We start from the raw sequence: 20,775 nt of genomic DNA on the forward strand, positions 1-20,775 counted from the left end.
AATCACTCTCATTTAGATTATGTTATGCACTTCTTTTTTGAACCTATTGGAAAAACACATGTCGTCCCAACAAATTTTGCGTTTATCTAAGCTAAGCCTTATTACTTCACTTGTTTTATCTGGTCATGCACTTGCACAAGAAACTACAACAAATACAGATGACTCATTAGAAAAAATAGCAGTATATGGCCAGCATCATAAAAACTACATCACCGAAGATGCGCAATCTGCTACAAAATTAGGCCTAACAATCAAAGAAACCCCACAAAGTATTTCTGTTGTTTCTCGCGCTTTAATGGATGATTTTTCATTAGATGATATTAACTCAGTGCTAGAGAGCACCCCCGGTGTAACTGTAGAACAAATAGAAACTGACCGTACTTATTTTAAAGCCCGTGGTTTTGAAATAACAAACTTTCAGGTTGATGGTTTAGGCATCCCACAAAGCTCAGGCTCTATTCAGGGCACTTTAGATACGTCTATTTACGACCGTGTAGAAATTGTACGTGGTGCAAACGGCCTTATGACTGGCGCAGGTAACCCATCTGCAACCGTAAATATGGTATTAAAAAAACCAACTTACATAACTCAAGCGCATGCATCTGCATCGTATGGTTCATGGAACAACAAGCGTTTAGAAGTAGATGTTTCAACGCCAATTAACGACGACCACGCTGTACGCGCCGTATTTACCAAGCAAAAAGCGGAGTCATACCTAGATCGTTACGAAACAGATAAAACAATTGCTTATCTTGCTTACGAAGGCAAGCTAACCGACGACACGACATTAAGCATCAACTATGTTAACCAACAAAAAGATGCCGATAGCCCACTTTGGGGCGCACTCCCTCTTTATTACACCGATGGCACAGCAACAAACTACGACGCCTCTACAAGTACGGCATCTGATTGGTCTTACTGGGATAACAGCGCAGAGCAAGTATATGTAACACTTGAGCAAAACCTATCGGCTACGTGGGTTGCAACAGCGCGTTACGCACACATAGAAAACGAGCAAGACTCAGAACTATTTTACGTATATGGCACACCAGATAGCGAAACTGGCCTTGGTTTAACAGGTTACGCAAGCCGTTACGACTACGAAGATAAGCACGATTTATTTGATTTATACGCCAGCGGTAAATTTGATTTATTTGGCCAAGAACACGACCTGTCATTTGGTGTTAGCCAAGCAAAAATGGATTACAACGAGCAGTCGCTTTACGATTACACCACGGGCAACGGCTTCCCAGCCATGCCTTCGCTTGATACGTGGGATGGCGTAGTACCTGAAGCAACCCTTGCTGATGGCTTAAATGGCAGTGATATAGAAAACAAACAGCAATCAGCTTATATGTCTACTCGCATTAAATTAAGCGCTCCGCTAAGCGTATTAGCAGGTGTACGTTACACTGATTGGGAAACATCCGGCACTGCTTATGGTGTAGAACAAACACGTAACGACAGCGAAGTTATCCCGTATGTGGGGGCTGTGTATGACTTTAATGAATCGCTTTCAGCCTATGCAAGTTACACAGAGACCTTTGTGCCACAAAAAGAGCTTGATATTAATGCCGAGCAATTGGCGCCAATTACAGGTAAAAGTAGCGAAATTGGTTTAAAAGCACAGCTTTTAGACGATCAAGTATTTGTAACCTTTGCTTACTTTGATGCAAAACAAGAAAACCTAGCGGTTGCATTACCTGATTCATTACCAAGCGATACTCGTTATTATGGTGCTGATGGTATCACCAGCGACGGTTTTGAAATTGAATTAAGTGGTAAAGTAACCGAGGATTTAAGTGCAAGCATCAGCTTTAGTAATTTAAGTATTGATGGTGATGATTTAGTTGAAGATTACACGCCAGAGAATCAGCTAAAACTGGCTGCAACTTACCAAGTACCTTTTGTTGAAGGCTTAACTTTTGGTGCAAATTATCGTTGGCAAGACTCGGTTAGCCGCGTACAAGTTGAAGATGCAACCGGCGCTGCACTTGTAACCACGAACCAAGATGCTTACGGTATTCTTGATTTAATGGCTAACTACAAAATTACAGAAAACGTTGGGGTTACTTTTAACGTTAATAACACCACAGATGAAAAATACCTACACAGCCTATACTGGGCTCAAGGTTATTACGGTGCGCCACGTAACTACGCGCTATCTGTAAACTGGCAGCTATAAGTCGCTTTTTAAAGTACGGCTTTTAAATTTAAACGGCACTTTTTAGTGCCGTTTTTGCTTTAAGCCCCCTTAAGTTAAAGCGCTTATCCCCCTCCTTGCGCTATCTATCTTATGCAAAGTAATTGCAATAGCATGCTTTTATTACGCGCCTCAATTAAAACGCGAACTTGTTAGCCAGCCTCACTGTAAATATGGCTAAGTGCTATTTAAACTGCATCTATTAAAGCCTGTAAGGTTATAGTTTTAGCGTGCTTTAAACACAAAAAGGCGCTAACCATTGCTGATTAGCGCCTTTTAAAGCTCGGGTCAAATCAAGCTTAGAGAACGTTTACACTTAAAGGTCAGACTCAGCGCCTAATACGTCTTCGCCATCTTCTGGCTCAACCGTTGCTTTTAATAGCAACATATCACGTAACTTACCTTCAATTTCATCTGCAATTTCTACGTTTTCTTTCAAAAACTTAATAGAGTTTGATTTACCTTGGCCTACTTTATTGCCATTGTAGCTGTACCAAGCACCTGCTTTTTCAACAATTTTGTGCTTAACACCTAAATCAATTAACTCACCTTGTTTAGAAATACCTTCACCATACATAATGATGAACTCAGCTTGTTTAAACGGTGGTGCAACTTTGTTTTTAACTACTTTAACGCGGGTTTCGTTACCGACTACCTCATCGCCTTCCTTTACAGAACCAATTCGACGAATATCAATACGCACTGACGCGTAAAACTTAAGTGCATTACCACCGGTTGTTGTTTCAGGGTTACCAAACATTACACCAATTTTCATACGAATTTGGTTAATGAAAATACATAGCGTATTTGAGCGTTTAATATTACCTGTAAGCTTACGTAGTGCTTGCGACATTAAACGTGCTTGTAAGCCCATGTGCGAGTCGCCCATGTCGCCTTCAATTTCAGCTTTTGGTGTAAGCGCTGCAACAGAATCGACAATAACAACATCTACAGCACTTGAACGTACTAACATGTCACAAATTTCTAGTGCTTGCTCACCGGTATCTGGCTGAGAAACTAACAGCTCATCAATGTTAACACCTAACTTTTGTGCGTATACCGGATCAAGAGCATGCTCAGCATCAACAAAGGCACATGTTTTGCCTTCTTTTTGAGCCTGCGCGATAACTTGCAAAGTAAGCGTTGTTTTACCTGAAGACTCAGGGCCATACACTTCAACAATACGCCCCATAGGCAAACCGCCTATGCCTAAAGCAATATCAATCCCAAGTGAGCCTGTAGATACAGCATCAATATTTAGGGCTTTGTTATCGCCCAGTTTCATAATTGATCCTTTACCAAATTGACGCTCAATTTGTGATAGTGCAGCGTCCAGCGCTTTTTGTTTATTATCGTTCATTCTGTTCTCCAAATCCGGCTAATGCGAACAAGTATACTGTATGAAATCACAGTATCAAGTGAAATTTATAATTTTATCTTCTCGATCGTACTTTTCAATGCAAATTCAATAGCTTGCATTCTAACTTGCGCTCTATCGCCGTTAAATATTTGCTTAAACGTAAATTGTTCATTGGCAATTTGTATGCAAAACCACACAAAGCCAACTGGTTTATCGGACGTAGCGCCACCTGGCCCAGCAATGCCCGAAATTGCCACGGCAACATCAGCTTTGGCAACGCTTGCGGCACCAAAAGCCATCTCTTTTACTGTTTGCTCACTCACCGCACCAAATTGCTCTAGCGTAGTATTGGCCACATTAAGCAGTTCATGCTTAGCTTCATTACTATAAGTAACAAATGCGCGGCCCAAATAACCTGAGCTACCTGGCGTATCTGTAAGCGCATAACTCACTCCGCCACCAGTACATGATTCAGCGGTAGTGATCCATAAGCGTTTATCCGTTAAAATAACGCCCAATTGCGCAGCAAGTGTTTTAATCTCTTGATGTAATTCCATATTCAGCCTTTGGGTAAATACATGTCGTTTGATCTTTATGCACCGCACACTATAAAACAACAAACCCCTATGATGCAGCAGTATCTAAAAATAAAATCAGAGCATCGCGATATTTTATTGTTTTATCGTATGGGGGATTTTTATGAACTCTTTTTTGACGACGCTAAACGCGCGGCCCAACTACTCGATATTTCGCAAACGCATCGTGGTAAAGCCGGCGGCGATCCTATCCCTATGGCGGGTGTCCCTTATCATGCAGTAGAAAACTATTTAGCTCGTTTAGTGCAAATGGGCGAATCGGTTGCTATATGTGAGCAAGTTGGCGATCCTGCAACCAGTAAAGGGCCAGTAGAGCGCAAAGTCGTACGTATCGTTACACCGGGTACTATTTCAGATGAAGCGCTATTGCAAGAACGCCAAGATAACTTACTCACTAGCGTATGGCAAAATAAAAAAGGGCTATACGGTATTGCCTACCTTGATATAAATTCAGGGCGCTTCAACGTAGTTGAAGTTAACACCGACGAAGCATTTACTTCAACCTTACAGCGCTTAGCACCCGCTGAGCTTTTATACTGTGAAAGCTTTGAAAACACACATTTAATTGAGCATATAAAAGGGGCACGCCGACGCCCTGAGTGGGAGTTTGACCTAGACACCGCGCAACACTTACTGTGCGAGCAGTTTGGCACCAAAGATTTAGTTGGTTTTGGTGTAGATAAAGCGCATGCTGCTTTGGTCGCTGCGGGTTGTTTAATGCAATACGTAAAAGATACACAACGTATTGCGCTACCCCACATTCGCGCTATTACGCTTGAGCATAACGAGCACGCAGTTATATTAGATGCAGCAACGCGCAAAAATTTAGAACTAACCGTTAATTTATCGGGCGGCTTTGAAAACACCTTAGCGCAGGTACTTGATAAAACCGCCACGGCCATGGGGTCGCGTTTACTTAAACGCCGCATCCATACACCGGTGCGTAATAAAAATGAGCTTAACTCACGTTTAAATGCCATTAGCGCTATTTTAGATGTGCAATTATATGGCGAGTTACACGACTCATTAAAAGAAATTGGTGATATAGAGCGCGTAATAGCACGACTTGCTTTATGCACGGCACGCCCGCGCGATTTAACCCGACTGCGCAGTGCCCTACAAGCACTCGCACCACTGCACGCATTATTAAACGATGCTAATGATGAGCGTATCGCTAGCATTGTTCGCCATTCTCCAGAGCTGCCTGAACTACAAGCTTTACTTGAGCGTGCTGTTATTGATAACCCACCAGTACTAATTCGCGATGGGGGCGTTATTGCACCAGGCTACAACAGCGAACTCGATGAATGGCGAAACTTGAGTAAAGGCGCTACCGATATACTTGAGCAACTAGAGCTTAGAGAGCGCGAGCGCACCGGGATCAGCACATTAAAAATTGGCTATAACAAGGTGCATGGCTTTTTTATCGAGGTAAGTCGTGCAAATTCACACTTAGTACCTGCTGATTATATTCGCCGCCAAACGCTTAAAAATAATGAACGTTACATAATACCTGAACTAAAAGAGCACGAAGACAAAGTGCTTGGCAGCCAATCAAAAGCCCTTGCGCTTGAAAAACAATTATATGAAGAGCTATTTGAGTTTATAGCCCCGCATATTGAACAGCTTCAAATGATGGCTGGCGCATTAGCTGATTTAGATGTATTGAATAACTTAGCAGAGCGAGCACAAACGCTTAACTATGCTAAACCACAGCTATGCGATGATGACAATATAAGCATTAAACAAGGTCGCCACCCCGTGGTAGAGCAAGTAATGAAAGAACCTTTTATTGCCAACCCTGTGGAGCTAAATAGCCAGCGTAAAATGTTGATTATCACCGGTCCAAACATGGGTGGTAAATCAACCTACATGCGCCAAACAGCACTTATCGTATTGATGGCACATATTGGCTGTTATGTCCCTGCTGATAGTGCAAAAATTGGTAATATTGACCGTATATTTACTCGCATTGGTGCAAGCGACGATTTAGCCTCTGGTCGCTCTACTTTCATGGTAGAAATGACAGAAACCGCCACAATATTAAATAATGCAACTGCGCAATCTTTGGTATTAATGGATGAAATTGGCAGAGGTACCAGTACCTACGATGGCTTGTCACTTGCTTATGCAACGGCTGATCATCTGGCACAAAAAATATCTGCTAAAACATTATTTGCTACGCACTACTTTGAATTAACGGAACTTGCCGAGCAAAAAACTGGACTGGTGAATGTGCACTTAGATGCCATAGAGCACAACGACACCATTGCATTTATGCATACTGTGCTTGATGGTGCAGCAAGTAAAAGCTTTGGCTTACAGGTCGCAGCGCTTGCCGGCGTGCCAAAAGCCGTGATAGCCCAAGCAAAACAAAAGCTTAAACTGCTCGAAAACCACCAAAGTGTAACAGCGCCTAATGCTGAGCAGCAGGCGTTTTCATTTGCTAATGAGTTACCTGCGCCTGAGCCTTCAGAGGTTGAGGAGCAACTCAGTGCCATTGACCCTGATAACCTATCGCCGCGTCAAGCACACGAACTTCTTTATAAATTAAAGGCTCTGCTTTAAATATAGATAACTTGAGCGGTGGTTAAGAAGCTGATAACACAGTGAATAGTATTTCTTGGGGATCGTAAGACATAAAAAAAGCTGAAGGTTTTATCCTTCAGCTTTTAAACACATAGACAGTATAAAAGGGAGTTACGAGAACTGGTCAAACAAACTTTCTGTGCTTAACCCTTCTTGTTGTAAAATATCTTTTAAACGACGTAATGCTTCTACCTGAATTTGTCTTACGCGCTCTCGCGTTAAACCAATTTCACGGCCAACATCTTCAAGTGTTGATGGCTCATAGCCAAGTAAACCAAAGCGACGCGCTAATACTTCACGTTGTTTAGGGTTTAACTCACCTAACCAATCAACAATATGTTTGTTAATATCATTATTTTGAACTTCGCCCTCAGGGCCTGCGCTTTTTTCATCGGCAATAATGTCTAACAGTGCGCTGTCGTTCTCACCGCCAATTGGCATATCAACTGAGGCAATTTTTTCGTTTAAGCGTAACATTTTAGTTACGTCTTCTACGGGTCTACCTAAGCTTTCAGCAATTTCTTCAGCAGTTGGCTCATGGTCTAGCTTTTGTGTCAGCTCGCGTGCTGTACGCAAGTAAACATTTAATTCTTTAACTACATGTATTGGCAGGCGAATTGTGCGCGTTTGATTCATAATGGCGCGTTCAATTGTTTGGCGTATCCACCACGTTGCATAAGTCGAAAATCTAAAACCGCGCTCTGGGTCAAACTTTTCAACAGCGCGAATTAAACCTAGGTTACCTTCTTCAATTAAATCTAGAAGTGCTAATCCTCGGTTGTTATAACGGCGGGCAATTTTTACAACTAAACGTAGGTTACTTTCAATCATACGCTTGCGAGATGCTTCACATCCACGTAGCGATTTGCGGGCAAAAAAGACTTCTTCTTCAGCGCTAAGTAGGGGAGAAAAACCAATTTCTCCTAAATAAAGTTGGGTTGCATCAAGGTTTTTAGTTACTTCCTCTTTTGCAAATATCTCTTCTTCGTTATCAACCTCTTCAAGTAATGCTGCAGTTTCTTCTACTGCGGTGTCATCAAATTTTTCGTCGGTGGTGTTTTTGTCAAGTTTTGCTGCGTTAGCCATAAGCCTTCTCCCGAGCAATTATCAATACCTAAAAATTAGGGAAGGTATTTAGCAGGATTGACAGCTTGCCCACGGTAGCGAATTTCAAAACGAAGCGCAGTGACCGAAGATTCTGACTTGCCCATTTCTGCTATTTTTTGTCCTGCCTTAACTTTCTGCTTTTCTCTAACAAGTAGTTTCGAGTTATGTGCATAAGCACTTAGGTAATCATCATTATGTTTCAAAATGATTAAATTACCGTACCCTCGAAGCGCATTACCCGCATACACCACCGTTCCTTGTGCTGCGGCTAAAACTGAAGCCCCTGTACGGTTAGTAATCTGTAAACCCTTGTAACCGTTTTCCTTATTAGAAAAGCGTTTAGTCACTTTGCCCTTTGCAGGCCAAAACCACTTTACTTTACTGCTCGACGAAGGTTTAGCATTACTAACTATTTCATTGGCTTGTTTTTGAACATACTCTCGTTGTTTCGGCTGATCAAGATTTTTCTTTAATTTTTTGTTAGTTTTTTGTTTTATTTTAGTGGGTGTTATTTTTTGTTTAACGGGTGAATTGCTAGCAAGCGCATGGCCACTGGAGGCTACAAGCGAAATAACTTGCCCAGGATAAATAACATAAGGTGATGGAATTGAATTGTTTTTTGCAAGTATTTTAAAATTTTTGCCTGCACTAAAGGCAATGGAATATAATGTATCACCCTTTTGTACTGTGTATTTATTGCCATTAATGTTAATGCCTTTTTGAAAGTCATTAACATTAGTGTTGAGGCTGCTAACAGGAGCAGGAATATGGCGAGATGAACACCCCGGAAGCAAAACAGCAATAAATACAACTACATATAATACGTACTGACTATTCAAGGTGTTTTGCTCCGAAATTTAAAAAGTACTACTTTTGCTAGTTAGCGTAATAAAAAGTAAGCAACCGCTATTAATATAACTAAACCCCAGCCAAGTACTTCAACATATTGACGTAATTTTTGCTCCATTTTAACCCCGCCCCACTTCATTAAAGCAGAAACTAAAAAGAAACGCGCACCACGGCCAACGGCAGACGCTATTAAAAATGGTAAAAATGCCATTTGTAATACCCCTGCACCAATAGTAAATACCTTATAAGGGATAGGTGAAAAGCCCGCTAAAAATACCACCCACACGCCATACTCTTTAAACCATGTAAGCGCTGTTTCAAATTTTTCTTGCCAGTGCATCTGCTCAATAAAGGGCTGTACAACAGGCTCAAATAACCAGTAACCTAAAAAGTAACCTACAATCCCCCCAAGTACTGAAGCAACTGTTGCAAAGCTTGCAAAGCGCCACGCTTTACTTGGCTGAGCAAGCGACATAGGAGCAAGCATTACATCTGGTGGTACCGGAAAAAAAACAGACTCAGCAAAGCTCATGGCTGCTAAATAGCGCTCAGCAAAGCGGTGTTTTGCCCACACTAGGGCCATATCGTATAACTTAGTAAACAATTTCAACGTGAATTCCTATTCAATATCACCAGGGACGAGAGGGACAAACCGTACTGGTGCAATAACATGCTCTGTGAAGCTATCGCCTTGGCGAATAACCATGGTTAATTTTTGTTCTTGCTCACCAATGGGAGCAAGGAGTACACCGCCATCAGCTAGTTGTGCAAGTAAGTCTTGAGGTACTTTTGATGCGGCCGCGGTAACTATAATACCATTAAACGGGGCCTGCGATTGCCAACCTTGCCAGCCATCTGCGTGTTTCATGGTTACATTGTATAAATCAAGTTGATGTAAACGGCGTTTAGCCTGCCATTGCAGTGCTTTTATACGCTCGACCGAATACACCTTATTAAAACACTTGGCTAACACTGCGGTTTGATAACCAGAGCCTGTGCCAATTTCTAACACTTTGTCGCGTACGCCAGCCAAATGAAGCAGCTCGGTCATACGCGCCACAATATAAGGCTGCGAAATAGTTTGCCCTTGCCCTATCGGCAACGCCGTGTTTTCGTACGCCTTATGTTTTAGTACATCATCAATAAAGGCATGACGTGGTATATCAGCAATGGCTTTTAATACCTGTTTGTCTTCTACCCCTTCTTGCTCTAATAGCTTAGAAAGCGCAATAGCACTGCGCGAGTAATTAGCCAGCACGGTTTATCTCCATTTCAGCTAACCACTGCCCAACCGCTTCAATACTTTCTTTTGCTGTCATATCAACACTTAACGGTGTAACTGAAGCATAGCCATTATTAACAGCGTAAAAATCAGTACCCTCACCGGCATCGCTTTCAATACCAAGCGAGCCATACCAAAAAATATCACGCCCCCATGGGTCAGTTTGTTTGGTCATGGTTTCGGCTTTATGTCGGGCACCTAAACGCGTAACTTGCACCCCTTTTAGCTCACTTAGAGGAATATCGGGTACATTTACGTTGATAATTTGATCTTTAGGCAGTGGGTGCGATGCCAGCCCTTTAATTATATTAACGGTCACAGCTGCTGCGGTTTCAAAGTGCTCACCATGGTGTGAGCAAAGTGACACAGCAATAGCAGGCAAGCCTAAATGGCGCCCTTCGGTCGCCGCAGCCACAGTGCCTGAATACAATGTATCATCGCCCAAATTAGCGCCGTGGTTAATACCTGCTACGACTAAATCAGGCGTTTCATCAACTAACTGATTAACCCCTAAATGAACACAATCAGTAGGCGTGCCATTAACCGATATAAAGCCGTTTTCAAGCGTGGTAGAGCGCAGTGGGTTTATTAACGTTAACGAGTTACTGGCACCACTACAGTTACGATCAGGGGCTACAAGGGTTACATCGGCAATTTGCGTAAGAGCCTGGTATAAAACAGCAATCCCTTTAGCGTTTACACCGTCGTCGTTACTTAGCAGTATCTTCATTTTGACTATCCTTTTCTTTTCGCTCATTAGGGCTTGCATCGGTGTAATCCACCAGCTCACGTAAAAGTGCGGTAGCAAAACACCCTTTAGGCAATCCAAAGCTTAATTTTAAAGTCGTTTCGTCTAGTGTTTCTATGGTTAAATCTTGCGGAATGAGGCGCAGCATACGGCGCTCATTTTTAAGGCCTAATTCGCCTAAGCCCTCACACCATGCTTGGTATGGTTTTAGCCATATTTTTTCTTGATCAGTTAAGCCCTTTTCACTTTTACCAACCATAGGAGCCGACATCATAATATCGCCAGAGGCTAAACGCGCTATGTTTTCATCGCTTATTGCATCTTCAAAAAATGCGTTACTACCGCTTAGCATAAATACTTCACGGTGCATGGTTTTAGCTAACCCATGCTCTTTAACACGTAAGCTCACTATTTGATTAAATACATGTGAACGGGCAGCGGAGATAATAATACCGCGTAGTTTTTTATCGCGAATGCGCTCGCCGGCAAACATTTTTTCGGCCATAACTAAATTATGCCCGTCGCGGCCAAAGCGCTGCTCGCCAAAGTAGTTAGGCACACCCGCACGCACGGCATTAATGCGGCATAAAATATCAAGCGGCTGGGTTACATTACGAAGCGTAATAGTGAATCGGTTTCCTTTGTGGCAACCGGTGCGTAATTTACGTTCGTGACGCTGTTGCGAAACCACAAAAATGCTGTCGCTATTGAGTTCACTAAAATCAATGTGCTTTTTAATGGGTACTTTTACGCTAAACCATTGGCTACACACGCCGTGGCGGTCTTTCATACCGGCATAGCTTACTTCGCGCGGTGACACTCCAGCCTTTTGTGCAATTAACTTAGCCACGTATTGCGTGTTTTCACCTTTTTTAACGACCTGTAAGCATACATGCTCACCACTGCCGGTAAATTCTATGCCGAGGTCTTCATCAACCATAAAATCTTCAGCAACGGTTTTAAAGTCTGCTTTTGAAAGCGGTACACCGTATAGGTAATTTAAATCGCTCATGCGCTTGCTGTACTCTCAGGCGCTTTGCTCATAATAACCACCGCATGGCTAGAAATACCTTCTTTACGCCCTTCAAAGCCGAGCTTTTCGGTGGTGGTCGCTTTAACATTTATTTGTGAAAGCTCGCAATTTAAATCGCTGGCTAAATTAGAGCGCATAGCTTGGATGTGTGGCAACATTTTAGGAGCCTGCGCCACAATAGTGACATCGCCATTGCCCAGTACATAACCTTGCTCTTTGGCAAGGCCTACAACATGGCGAAGTAAAATACGGCTATCTATATTTTCATACTCGCTCGCCGTATCCGGAAAATGCTTACCAATATCGCCCATTGCCAACGCGCCTAAAATAGCATCGCATAATGCATGAATAGCAACATCGCCATCTGAGTGTGCTAAAAAGCCCTGCGGGTAATCTATTTTTTCGCCGCAAATTGTTATTGGGCCTTCGCCACCAAATTTGTGTACGTCAAAACCATGGCCAATTCGAATCATAATGCTTGCTCGTTTTGTTGTTTGTTTAATAAAAACCTCGCTAGGTCTAAATCCTCCGGCGTGGTTATTTTAATATTGTCGCTGCGCCCTGCAATTAGCTTAACGGGTTTATTTGCCCACTCAATGGCACTGGCTTCATCGGTAATAGTTACGCCTTCACAAAGCGCACGTTGCAACGCACTTTTAAGCTCGTCATATTTAAAAAGTTGCGGCGTAAGCGCTTGCCATAAATCATCACGAGGCACGGTTTGCTCGCTATGCGTGTTACCACGCTTTATGGTGTCTTTTACTTTGCTTGCTAAAATACCGCCTTCGTCGTCGGCTATACAATGCGCTATTAAGGTTTCAATATCGTTAATAGTGACTAAGGGGCGGGCTGCGTCGTGCACCAGCACCCATTCAGGAGGGTTATTTTCTAAAAACAATAAGCTATTAAGCACTGAGTCTGCTCTCTCTTGCCCGCCGTTGGCGCGTAAAATTCGCGAGTCTATGTGCGCAAGCGAGTCAAAAAAAGGGTCGGTTTGACTAACGGCTACAACTATTTGGCTTAAGCTTTTTAATTGCGAAAGCTTACAGAGCGTGTGCTCTAAAATAGTTTTTCCTGCCAATTTAATATACTGCTTAGGTGCACTGTGCTGCATTCTGCTGCCTACGCCGGCAGCGGGTACAATGGCAGCTATTGAATTATTATTTTTCATGTTGTTTGCCCGGTAAAACACGTATAAATGTTTCATCCGGTTTAATCATTCCTAATTCGTTACGAGCGCGCTCTTCTATGCCTTCTTGACCAAGCTTTAAATCTTCTATGTCGGCGGTAAGTACTTTATTGCGCTTAATTAGTTTTTCATTAGTTTGTTGATGAGAAGCCACGGCTGCTTTTAAACGTGTATAGTCTTGCACACCGTTATGACCGAACCAAAGTCGGTATTGTATAAACAGTGCTAAGCACAACAGGCCAAGCTGAAAAAACCGCATTTAACACTCCCTATTCGTTTTTAAATAAAATTAGGCTCGTGGGCGTTTTATATTACGCCAATTAATATTACCCGCTAATAGCATTTCTCTAAGTGAAAGCAACCTAGGTGCGCAGCGTTTTGAAAATTGCCACTGATGCCCGCAACACGCCGCTGTTAAACTCATTTTACTGGGTTTTACCAACTGCGCATTTGCTTGTTCTAGGCCCTTGCCAAAAAAATCAAACCAGCCTAGTTCATTACAGTGCAGTTTATTGTCGCTTACTTGATCTATGCTGTCTATTCTTAGCCTCACTTGGTCATGGCTATTTATTAACACCGGCACTATTAGCCCCACTTGGGCATATTTTTTATAAAAAAGTTCATTTGCCTGAGCGTTAACCTCTGGCGGTGTTGGCTTTTGTTTTTCAAGCCAAGAGCCATTTTGTGAGTCGAGCGTAAACGGCGAACTCCCATTGGCAACCAAAGTTGCCGCCCGTTCTATATAATACGGTAAGCTTTTTAATTGGCGGCGTAGTTTATCAGCATTAGCCTCAGCAACTAAGCGCTGTACCTCTCGCTGATAAAACGCATTGCACAATTGTGCATACAGCACTTTTTGCGCATCACTTTGCCATATTTCTTGCTGCTGAGCTGCAAGTGGCTGACTCTTCGCTACCAATAGTTATACTCAAAAAACAATTAGGTAGCTGTTTTATAGCACAATAGCGGCTATTTTTTAAGCGCACTAGGCAATTTAAGCGCTTGGCTTTTCACCTAATTTAGCAATGCCGCTTTCTAAAAATTGCACCACGGTATTACGCTTTTTACCAATTAATAAACTGCCATCAGCTAAAAACATAAAGTTTTGCCAATTACGTTTAAATACATCAAAGGTGGTTTCTATAACGTTATCGCGTGCCATACAAAAATAAACAGTGGTATTAGCCTGCCAATCTAAATGATCCAAAATGGCTTGTGGTAAGCTTTCGTCGCCATTTTCCCACGCATCTTCCCAATTTACTTCATCGCTAAAGCTTTCTTCTTTACCGCACCAATCAGTTTTATCAAAAAAATCGGGGTGGTCGAACTCGCGGCTCACCATAGTGCTCCAAAGCACCGCAGCACGTTCGCTGGTCATTGGCTTAATACGCGCAGCGTCTTCTTCAGATACAGGAAGGTCTTTATGACGAAAAACCCAGGCTTTTTTGTGATCATCGAGCGAAATATAATTCATAGTGTTGGTGTATTCTTTGGCATAATAAAAAGCAAACGCAATTATACAAGAGATCAAAACATGACTACAGCAATAAAACCGCTTTCCCTCAAACCAGGCATATATCAACACTACAAAGGTCCACAATACAAAGTATTTTACGTAGCAACACACAGCGAAACCGACGAACAACTTGTTATATACCAAGCCCTGTATGGCGAGTACGGCATGTGGGCACGTCCACTAAGTATGTTTTTAGAAACCGTTGAAAAAGATGGACACACTATTCCACGCTTTGCCTACCTTGGAGCTGCAGATTAACTATGGCATTATAATCACATACAACACTGATCAGACCAGGCAAGGGGAACCCGTGCAATTTAATTCTACCGACAACTACATCGCTAGCAGCTCGCTTAAACAGGCTGTAAATGCCGCTATTATGCTTGAAAAGCCCTTATTAATTAAAGGTGAGCCAGGTACAGGTAAAACCATGCTGGCTGAAGAGCTTGCTAAAAGCTTAGATACCGAGCTTATTCAGTGGCACATTAAATCAACCACTAAAGCACAACAGGGTTTGTACGAATACGACGCGGTATCGCGCCTACGCGACAGCCAATTAGGCGATGAGCGCGTACATAACATTGGCAACTACATTGTTAAAGGTAAGCTGTGGCAAGCGTTTAACTACGCTGAACTTAACGGTAAACGGCCAGTGCTTTTAATCGACGAAATAGACAAAGCCGACATCGAGTTCCCAAACGACTTACTGCTCGAACTTGATAAAATGGAGTTTCATGTTTACGAAACTAACGAGCGCATTGTAGCGAAAGAACGCCCTATTGTGATCATCACTTCCAATAATGAAAAAGAATTACCAGATGCCTTTTTACGCCGCTGCTTTTTTCACTATATTGATTTTCCAAGCAGCGAGGAAATGCAGCAAATCGTTGATGTGCACTACCCTAACGTTAAACAAGATTTAGTTCGCCAAGCACTCGAAGTATTTTTTAACTTACGTGAAGCCAACGGCCTTAAAAAGAAACCTTCCACCAGCGAATTGCTGGATTGGTTAAAGCTTTTAATGGCCGAAGATATAGACGCTAAAACACTGCACGATAAAGCCCAAAAAGGCGGTTTAATGCCGATGTTTGGCGCACTGCTTAAAAATGAGCAAGACATAAGCCTAATCGAAAAGCTCGCCTTTATGAGCCGTCGCTAACATGCTAGTACAGTTTTTTTTCACGCTGCGTAAATACCGCTTACCGGTAAGCCTGCGCGAACTACTCGATTTAATTAACGCCTTAAAAAAAGGCGTTATATTTGCCGATGTAGATGGCTTTTACCATTTAGCGCGCACCATAATGGTAAAAGATGAAACGCACTTTGACCGGTTCGACAAAGCCTTTAGCGACTACTTTAGCGGTATTGCCGACTTAGACCTGCTCGAGAGTTTAAAGCAACAGCACAACTTACCTGAAGATTGGCTACGTAAAGAGTTTGAAAAAAACCTAAGCGATGAAGAAAAAGCCCAACTTAAAGCTATGGGCGGGCTCGACGAGCTTATGAAAACCCTAAAAGAGCGTTTACAAGAGCAACAAAAACGCCACGCAGGCGGCAATAAATGGGTGGGCACTGGTGGTACATCACCTTTTGGTGCATACGGCTATAACCCAGAAGGCGTGCGTATAGGGCAAGAGGGTAACCGTAATCGCCAAGCGGTAAAAGTGTGGGATAAGCGCGAATACCGCAATTTAGACTCAGATCGCGAAATTGGCTCTCGTACTATTAAACTCGCCCTTAAAAAATTACGTAAATTTGCCCGAACTGGCGCAAGTGACACCCTTGATTTAAACGAGACCATTCGCGCTACCGCCAAACAAGGCGGCATGCTGGACGTAAAAATGGCACCCGAGCGCCACAATGCAGTAAAAGTATTGATGCTGTTTGATATTGGCGGCTCAATGGATGACTACATTCATACCTGCGAAGAGCTATTTAGCGCCGCCCACGGCGAGTTTAAACATTTAGAGTTTTACTACTTTCATAACTGTTTATACGAGCACGTTTGGCAAGACAATACGCGGCGCCATTCAAACATCATCGACACCATGACGCTCATAAACAAGTTCACCAGCGACTACAAAGTTATATTTGTAGGTGATGCCACTATGGGCCCTTACGAAATAGCCTACCCCGGCGGCTCAGTAGAGCACTACAATGAAGAGCCCGGCAGTGCATGGTTACAACGAATTACCAATCACTTTGATAAAGTCGCATGGCTCAACCCACAACCTGTTGAACACTGGCCGTACTATCAATCAATTGATTTTATAAAGCAGCTGATGGATAACAGAATGTACCCGCTGAGTTTAGATGGAATAAGTAACGCGATAAAAGAGCTGAGTTAAAAAAATAAGCCTCCAAATATGGAGGCTTATTTGTAGATTAATAGGAGTAATATTTTCCTTTAACCAAGTCTTTATATATTAGCTCATAAGATTGAGCTTTTGATGACAAATTAACTCTAGGAATATTATAACTTGAAGGATTAACGTTACTTGAAAAACGATAATCCGGCTCAAATGTATTCACTTCATTAATGTCTACATTTCCAGACTCGCTCACGACTAAATCAAATACGTACCACATATCATCAACTCCATCACTTGGTGGAGTAAATATATAACGCCTATCGTTAACGATGAGCTCAACTTTAGCTGTATCAGTATCTATATCAGGAGTTTGAGAATAATTATGTACTTTATAAGTATAAGTGCCAGGTAAAGCAAATTCTGGAATTGAAATGACCTCAGGACCATAGCTTGTCACATCGTCGACATCCAAAAACATAACGACATCGTTTACAACAATTTCTCTATTTATATAATAAATGTGAAACTGCCCACCATCACTATTTGATGGGCCCCATAAATGAGAGTCCAAATCTGAAGGAGTTAAACCCCAATTTAACTTTATTCTTGTAAGCGCTTCATTTAAAACGATGCACTCGCCTAAGTTTAAATCTACATCTGTTGTTTCTATAGAAGAAGTTCGACTTTGAGCACCAACTGTAGATGAAATTAAAACAGTACTATTCATTTTAGTAGGTATCGAAAACATACCATTTTCGTCTGTTACTGCCGAAGACGAGCCTATATAGTCACGCCCCTCTGAGTTTACCTGCGCTCCTGCAATACGGTTTTGCTCTTCATCTTCAATACAGCCATTTATAAATACTGTATCGTAGATTCTATCTGCATTCCACGTTGTAAAATGAGACACCATACCCGTATAGAAGTTACCTTGAGAGTTTGATATTAATTCAGCTTCACCTTCTTCAGCCCAAAACCCAGTATTCTCATTAAAGTAATATAATGGGATTGTCGGCTCAAGTTGCCCTACAGCTGGGATATTAATTTTAGCTTGTGCATTTTCTATTAAATTAAGATCCAATCCATCAGTATCTTTAAACGTAACTGTAATTGCACCAAATGATTCTATTGGTTTGATCTCTCCGTTTTCACTTTTAGTAATCATATCGCCTGGCATAAGATTAATATCTATCGCTGGATTTATGATAGTTAACTCGGCATTCACAATCCCTGTGACCAATGTACCATCTGGTCTTACCAAACTATTAGCTGGTAATTCAACTAAAACAGTATCCTCTACCGAAAGCTGCGTCTCTACTGTTGGGTCAAATGACAGTTCTGCATGAACAGGTTGCAGTAATATATTGTTGGCTAAGTTTATTTGGTTTTCGTTTAAACCAATACCCATCTCAGCAAAGCCTTCAGCATCACTGATAACAGACATACGGGATGTCATATCTATATCTTGTACAGAAAATGAAACGATACCATCTTGATTAGATACTGCCTCGTCAACGATTTCATCTCCATTTGTTAAATAAGCTGTCGCATTTTCAATCACATCTTCAGTGTAATAGTTTTTAATCACCGCTGAAATATTTAAAAAGTATTGCTCGTCAAGTGTAAACGATGTTGTCGAAGGGACAGAACCATCTTCTCCACCATCGCTTACACTAACTGTCACTACGTAGGAAGACGTTTCAGAAGCGCTAGCTGCATATGTCAATAAGCCTGTTTGATCAATATTCATACCTTCAGGCGCTGAGGTTAGAGTAAAGTTTAGATCACCGTACTCAGCAGTATCATCAGGGTCGGTTACATTAATTTGAAAAGTAAAATTATCTCCGCTTTTAACCACCTGATTTGCTACTTCAGTTAGTACCGGTGAATCATTTACAGGGGTAACTTCAATCTCAAAAGACTGCAATACGCTATCATTTACACCATCATTTACTGCTGCAACTACATTTCCTGAGCTTACTACTCCTTCAGTGGGTACCCACTGAATAGAACCATCACTAGAAATAGTCATACCCTCAGGGGCAGAATTCAATGAATAAGTTAAATTACTGTCATCATCTTGTACTACTAAGTCATAGGTATATTGTGTATCTTCTGTTGCCGTAATAACAGCCTGAGAGGTGATAACTGGTACGCTATTTACACCTACAACCGCCGTTTCACTGTCAGAATCTGATGAGCCACATGCAGTTAATACACTTATAAGAGGTAGAACAAGGAGAGGTTTAAGTTTAAATTGATTTTCCATTATATTTCCCTATATTTATCAACGGTTAGAATAATAAGTATAAAGCACTAAAAACACAACAAAAATATAACATTTGTAACTAGGTATCTAATCTTTATAATTTTTAAATCTAACACTAACCATGGATTCATGTTTAATTTAGACTAATAAATAGAAAGATTAAAATCAGCTATTAGAAAGATAAGAATTTAAATTTTTACTATTTTCATAACTGTTTATACGAGCACGTATGGCAAGACAATGCGCGGCGCCACTCAAACTCACCGACACCATGACGCTGATTAATAAATTTACCAGCGACTACAAAGTAATTTTTGTGGACGATGCTACTATGGGCCCATACGAAATAGCCTACCCCGGCGGCTCGGTAGAGCACTACAATGAAGAGCCCGGCAGTGCATGGTTACAACGAATTACCAATCACTTCGATAAAGTAGCCTGGCTCAACCCACAACCGGTTGAACACTGGCCGTACTATCAATCAATTGATTTTATAAAGCAGCTGATGGACAACAGAATGTACCCGCTGAGTTTAGATGGAATAAGTAACGCGATAAAAGAGCTGAGTTAGAAATTAATTTACCTCAGCTCAGCGCTAGCGGCGGGGCTTCAGGCGTGAACCTATAGCGTTGTTGGGTGACGCCTTTGGCTTAACCAACCTACCTTTGACGTAGGTCGGATAAGTGGCGAAGCCACGCCATCCGACAAAAATGATGAATTAACTAGAAACAACCCGACTTACAGAGTTAATGGAAAATATAAAAAATTCAGCAATATTTATTATTACTTGTTAATAAACTTACACATTCCAAACCCTAAACTATCGCCATCGCGTTTTACATAACCATATTGTGTATAAAATCTTTCTTTACCGTGAGCACTTAATAAAGCGATTGTAGCGCCATTAGGGCTGGTGCTGCTTAGGTAGTTTTCAATGTGGGTCATTACTAAATGACCAATGCCTTGTTTTTGATAGCTTGGCGCAACAATTATATCTTGAATATAAAAATACATTGCGCCATCACCAACCACTCTGCCAGTGCCTATCAACTTACCCGTGTCGTATACAGTGACCCAAAACAATGAGTTTTCGATGCTTGCTTTTAATGTTTTATCGTCAGGGTTTTGCCACTTTACTTGTGTACGTAAATTAGCAAATTCATCCTGTGCTGGAGCTTTCAGTTCAACGTTATAAACCATAATATCCCCTACTCACTTTAAAGCACTTTACTCATAAACAAGCTATACGGATCTTGCTCATAATTCCCAAATGGTTCGCATTTTTTAAAACCAAACTGAGTGTAAAGCTTTTGCGCGGGTAAAAACGCCTTTGCAGTGCCTGTTTCTAAACTTAACTTTTTATACCCTAGCAGTGTTGCTTGCTCAATAATATGCGTGAGTAACTTAGCGGCTATGCCTTGGCGTAAATAGTTGCTTGAGGTGCGCATTGATTTAATTTCGCCATGCGTTGTATTTAGTGCTTTTAAAGCACCAACACCCGCTAAATTATTATCAATCCATAAGCTATAAAAAGTTATATCAGGCTTTGTGAGTTTAGTTACATCCAGCGCATGTACGCTTTCAACAGGTGAGTGTTTTAGCATATCGTTATGATGCGCTTGTAGTAACTTTATAATGTGTGGGTTTGAAAGCGCGTCTGTTCTAATATCCATTTACACCCCATTTAATCCTTGAATTTAATGCTTTAGGGCTTTAATTAAA

Annotated in this window: 21 protein-coding genes and 1 pseudogene; 6 read left to right on the forward strand and 16 right to left on the reverse strand. The window is 41.6% G+C overall.

Features of this window, described 5'->3' with window-relative positions; genetic code table 11:
- The first annotated feature begins 58 nt into the window (after nucleotides 1-58).
- Entirely contained in the window at nucleotides 59-2,185 is a 2,127-nt protein-coding gene (locus CWB60_RS12205) for a TonB-dependent siderophore receptor (protein WP_138579010.1), read from the forward strand.
- A 334-nt stretch (nucleotides 2,186-2,519) separates the two neighbouring features.
- Here CWB60_RS12205 and recA read toward each other — a convergent pair whose 3' ends face one another.
- Together recA and CWB60_RS12215 are read right to left on the reverse strand one after the other, a co-directional pair.
- On the reverse strand, nucleotides 2,520-3,563 hold the full coding sequence (gene recA / locus CWB60_RS12210) for a recombinase RecA (RefSeq protein ID WP_004586193.1): 1,044 nt from the start codon (nucleotides 3,561-3,563) through the stop codon (nucleotides 2,520-2,522).
- Nucleotides 3,564-3,628: 65 nt separating this feature from the next.
- Nucleotides 3,629-4,120, reverse strand: coding sequence for a CinA family protein (locus CWB60_RS12215; RefSeq protein WP_004586192.1), 492 nt, complete (start codon nucleotides 4,118-4,120; stop codon nucleotides 3,629-3,631).
- A gap of 21 nt (nucleotides 4,121-4,141) precedes the next feature.
- Between CWB60_RS12215 and mutS the strand changes: the two genes are divergently transcribed.
- Complete coding sequence (gene mutS, locus CWB60_RS12220; protein WP_096041263.1) at nucleotides 4,142-6,727, forward strand: DNA mismatch repair protein MutS; 2,586 nt, start codon at nucleotides 4,142-4,144, stop codon at nucleotides 6,725-6,727.
- A gap of 132 nt (nucleotides 6,728-6,859) precedes the next feature.
- Here the strand turns inward: mutS and rpoS are convergent, their stop codons facing one another.
- The 11 genes from rpoS to CWB60_RS12275 form a co-directional block, all read right to left on the reverse strand.
- On the reverse strand, nucleotides 6,860-7,834 hold the full coding sequence (gene rpoS, locus CWB60_RS12225; RefSeq protein WP_024033114.1) for an RNA polymerase sigma factor RpoS: 975 nt from the start codon (nucleotides 7,832-7,834) through the stop codon (nucleotides 6,860-6,862).
- 35 nt (nucleotides 7,835-7,869) lie between these two features.
- A complete protein-coding gene (locus CWB60_RS12230; protein WP_138579008.1) occupies nucleotides 7,870-8,694 on the reverse strand; it encodes a peptidoglycan DD-metalloendopeptidase family protein in 825 nt (274 codons plus the stop codon).
- 41 nt (nucleotides 8,695-8,735) lie between these two features.
- Nucleotides 8,736-9,314 carry a YqaA family protein gene (locus CWB60_RS12235; RefSeq protein ID WP_004586188.1) on the reverse strand — a complete coding sequence of 193 codons (579 nt, stop codon included), beginning with the start codon at nucleotides 9,312-9,314 and terminating at the stop codon, nucleotides 8,736-8,738.
- Nucleotides 9,315-9,323: 9 nt separating this feature from the next.
- Nucleotides 9,324-9,962, reverse strand: coding sequence for a protein-L-isoaspartate(D-aspartate) O-methyltransferase (locus CWB60_RS12240; protein ID WP_004586187.1), 639 nt, complete (start codon nucleotides 9,960-9,962; stop codon nucleotides 9,324-9,326).
- The gene (gene surE / locus CWB60_RS12245; protein WP_004586186.1) at nucleotides 9,952-10,716 is read right to left on the reverse strand and encodes a 5'/3'-nucleotidase SurE; all 765 of its coding nucleotides are present in this window, start codon (nucleotides 10,714-10,716) and stop codon (nucleotides 9,952-9,954) included. Before surE ends, CWB60_RS12240 begins: the two co-directional genes overlap by 11 nt.
- A complete protein-coding gene (truD, locus tag CWB60_RS12250; RefSeq protein ID WP_029774262.1) occupies nucleotides 10,697-11,746 on the reverse strand; it encodes a tRNA pseudouridine(13) synthase TruD in 1,050 nt (349 codons plus the stop codon). Before truD ends, surE begins: the two co-directional genes overlap by 20 nt.
- A complete protein-coding gene (ispF, locus tag CWB60_RS12255; protein WP_004586184.1) occupies nucleotides 11,743-12,240 on the reverse strand; it encodes a 2-C-methyl-D-erythritol 2,4-cyclodiphosphate synthase in 498 nt (165 codons plus the stop codon). The genes truD and ispF overlap by 4 nt, the downstream gene beginning before the upstream one ends.
- Nucleotides 12,237-12,938, reverse strand: coding sequence for a 2-C-methyl-D-erythritol 4-phosphate cytidylyltransferase (gene ispD, locus CWB60_RS12260; protein WP_138579006.1), 702 nt, complete (start codon nucleotides 12,936-12,938; stop codon nucleotides 12,237-12,239). Before ispD ends, ispF begins: the two co-directional genes overlap by 4 nt.
- Complete coding sequence (ftsB, locus tag CWB60_RS12265; RefSeq protein WP_004586182.1) at nucleotides 12,928-13,215, reverse strand: cell division protein FtsB; 288 nt, start codon at nucleotides 13,213-13,215, stop codon at nucleotides 12,928-12,930. The genes ispD and ftsB overlap by 11 nt, the downstream gene beginning before the upstream one ends.
- A gap of 30 nt (nucleotides 13,216-13,245) precedes the next feature.
- The gene (locus CWB60_RS12270; RefSeq protein WP_138579004.1) at nucleotides 13,246-13,875 is read right to left on the reverse strand and encodes a hypothetical protein; all 630 of its coding nucleotides are present in this window, start codon (nucleotides 13,873-13,875) and stop codon (nucleotides 13,246-13,248) included.
- Nucleotides 13,876-13,950: 75 nt separating this feature from the next.
- Nucleotides 13,951-14,430: a DUF2947 domain-containing protein gene (locus tag CWB60_RS12275; RefSeq protein ID WP_024033120.1), complete on the reverse strand. Its 480-nt coding sequence runs from the start codon at nucleotides 14,428-14,430 to the stop codon at nucleotides 13,951-13,953.
- A 60-nt stretch (nucleotides 14,431-14,490) separates the two neighbouring features.
- Between CWB60_RS12275 and CWB60_RS12280 the strand changes: the two genes are divergently transcribed.
- The 3 genes from CWB60_RS12280 to CWB60_RS12290 are packed head-to-tail and all read left to right on the forward strand — an operon-like array spanning nucleotide 14,491 to nucleotide 16,820.
- Nucleotides 14,491-14,730: a DUF1653 domain-containing protein gene (locus CWB60_RS12280; protein ID WP_029774266.1), complete on the forward strand. Its 240-nt coding sequence runs from the start codon at nucleotides 14,491-14,493 to the stop codon at nucleotides 14,728-14,730.
- Nucleotides 14,731-14,782: 52 nt separating this feature from the next.
- Nucleotides 14,783-15,631 (forward strand): AAA family ATPase, encoded by an 849-nt coding sequence (locus tag CWB60_RS12285; RefSeq protein WP_004586178.1) that lies wholly within the window; start codon nucleotides 14,783-14,785, stop codon nucleotides 15,629-15,631.
- A 1-nt stretch (nucleotide 15,632) separates the two neighbouring features.
- The gene (locus CWB60_RS12290; RefSeq protein WP_138579002.1) at nucleotides 15,633-16,820 is read left to right on the forward strand and encodes a vWA domain-containing protein; all 1,188 of its coding nucleotides are present in this window, start codon (nucleotides 15,633-15,635) and stop codon (nucleotides 16,818-16,820) included.
- Between the two features lie 37 nt (nucleotides 16,821-16,857).
- Here the strand turns inward: CWB60_RS12290 and CWB60_RS12295 are convergent, their stop codons facing one another.
- Nucleotides 16,858-19,053 (reverse strand): YfaP family protein, encoded by a 2,196-nt coding sequence (locus CWB60_RS12295; protein WP_138579000.1) that lies wholly within the window; start codon nucleotides 19,051-19,053, stop codon nucleotides 16,858-16,860.
- Between the two features lie 182 nt (nucleotides 19,054-19,235).
- On the opposite strand from CWB60_RS12295, the pseudogene CWB60_RS12300 reads away from it, so the two are divergent.
- Nucleotides 19,236-19,624 (forward strand): annotated as a pseudogene (locus CWB60_RS12300) (hypothetical protein); the annotation flags it as partial.
- Nucleotides 19,625-19,836: 212 nt separating this feature from the next.
- Here CWB60_RS12300 and CWB60_RS12305 read toward each other — a convergent pair.
- Nucleotides 19,837-20,253, reverse strand: coding sequence for a GNAT family N-acetyltransferase (locus CWB60_RS12305; protein ID WP_096739189.1), 417 nt, complete (start codon nucleotides 20,251-20,253; stop codon nucleotides 19,837-19,839).
- Between the two features lie 17 nt (nucleotides 20,254-20,270).
- The gene (locus CWB60_RS12310; protein ID WP_138578998.1) at nucleotides 20,271-20,726 is read right to left on the reverse strand and encodes a GNAT family N-acetyltransferase; all 456 of its coding nucleotides are present in this window, start codon (nucleotides 20,724-20,726) and stop codon (nucleotides 20,271-20,273) included.
- Between the last annotated feature and the right edge of the window lie 49 nt (nucleotides 20,727-20,775).

This window comes from Pseudoalteromonas sp. S327 (assembly GCF_005886415.1).
Classification (GTDB): Bacteria; Pseudomonadota; Gammaproteobacteria; order Enterobacterales; family Alteromonadaceae; genus Pseudoalteromonas; species Pseudoalteromonas atlantica.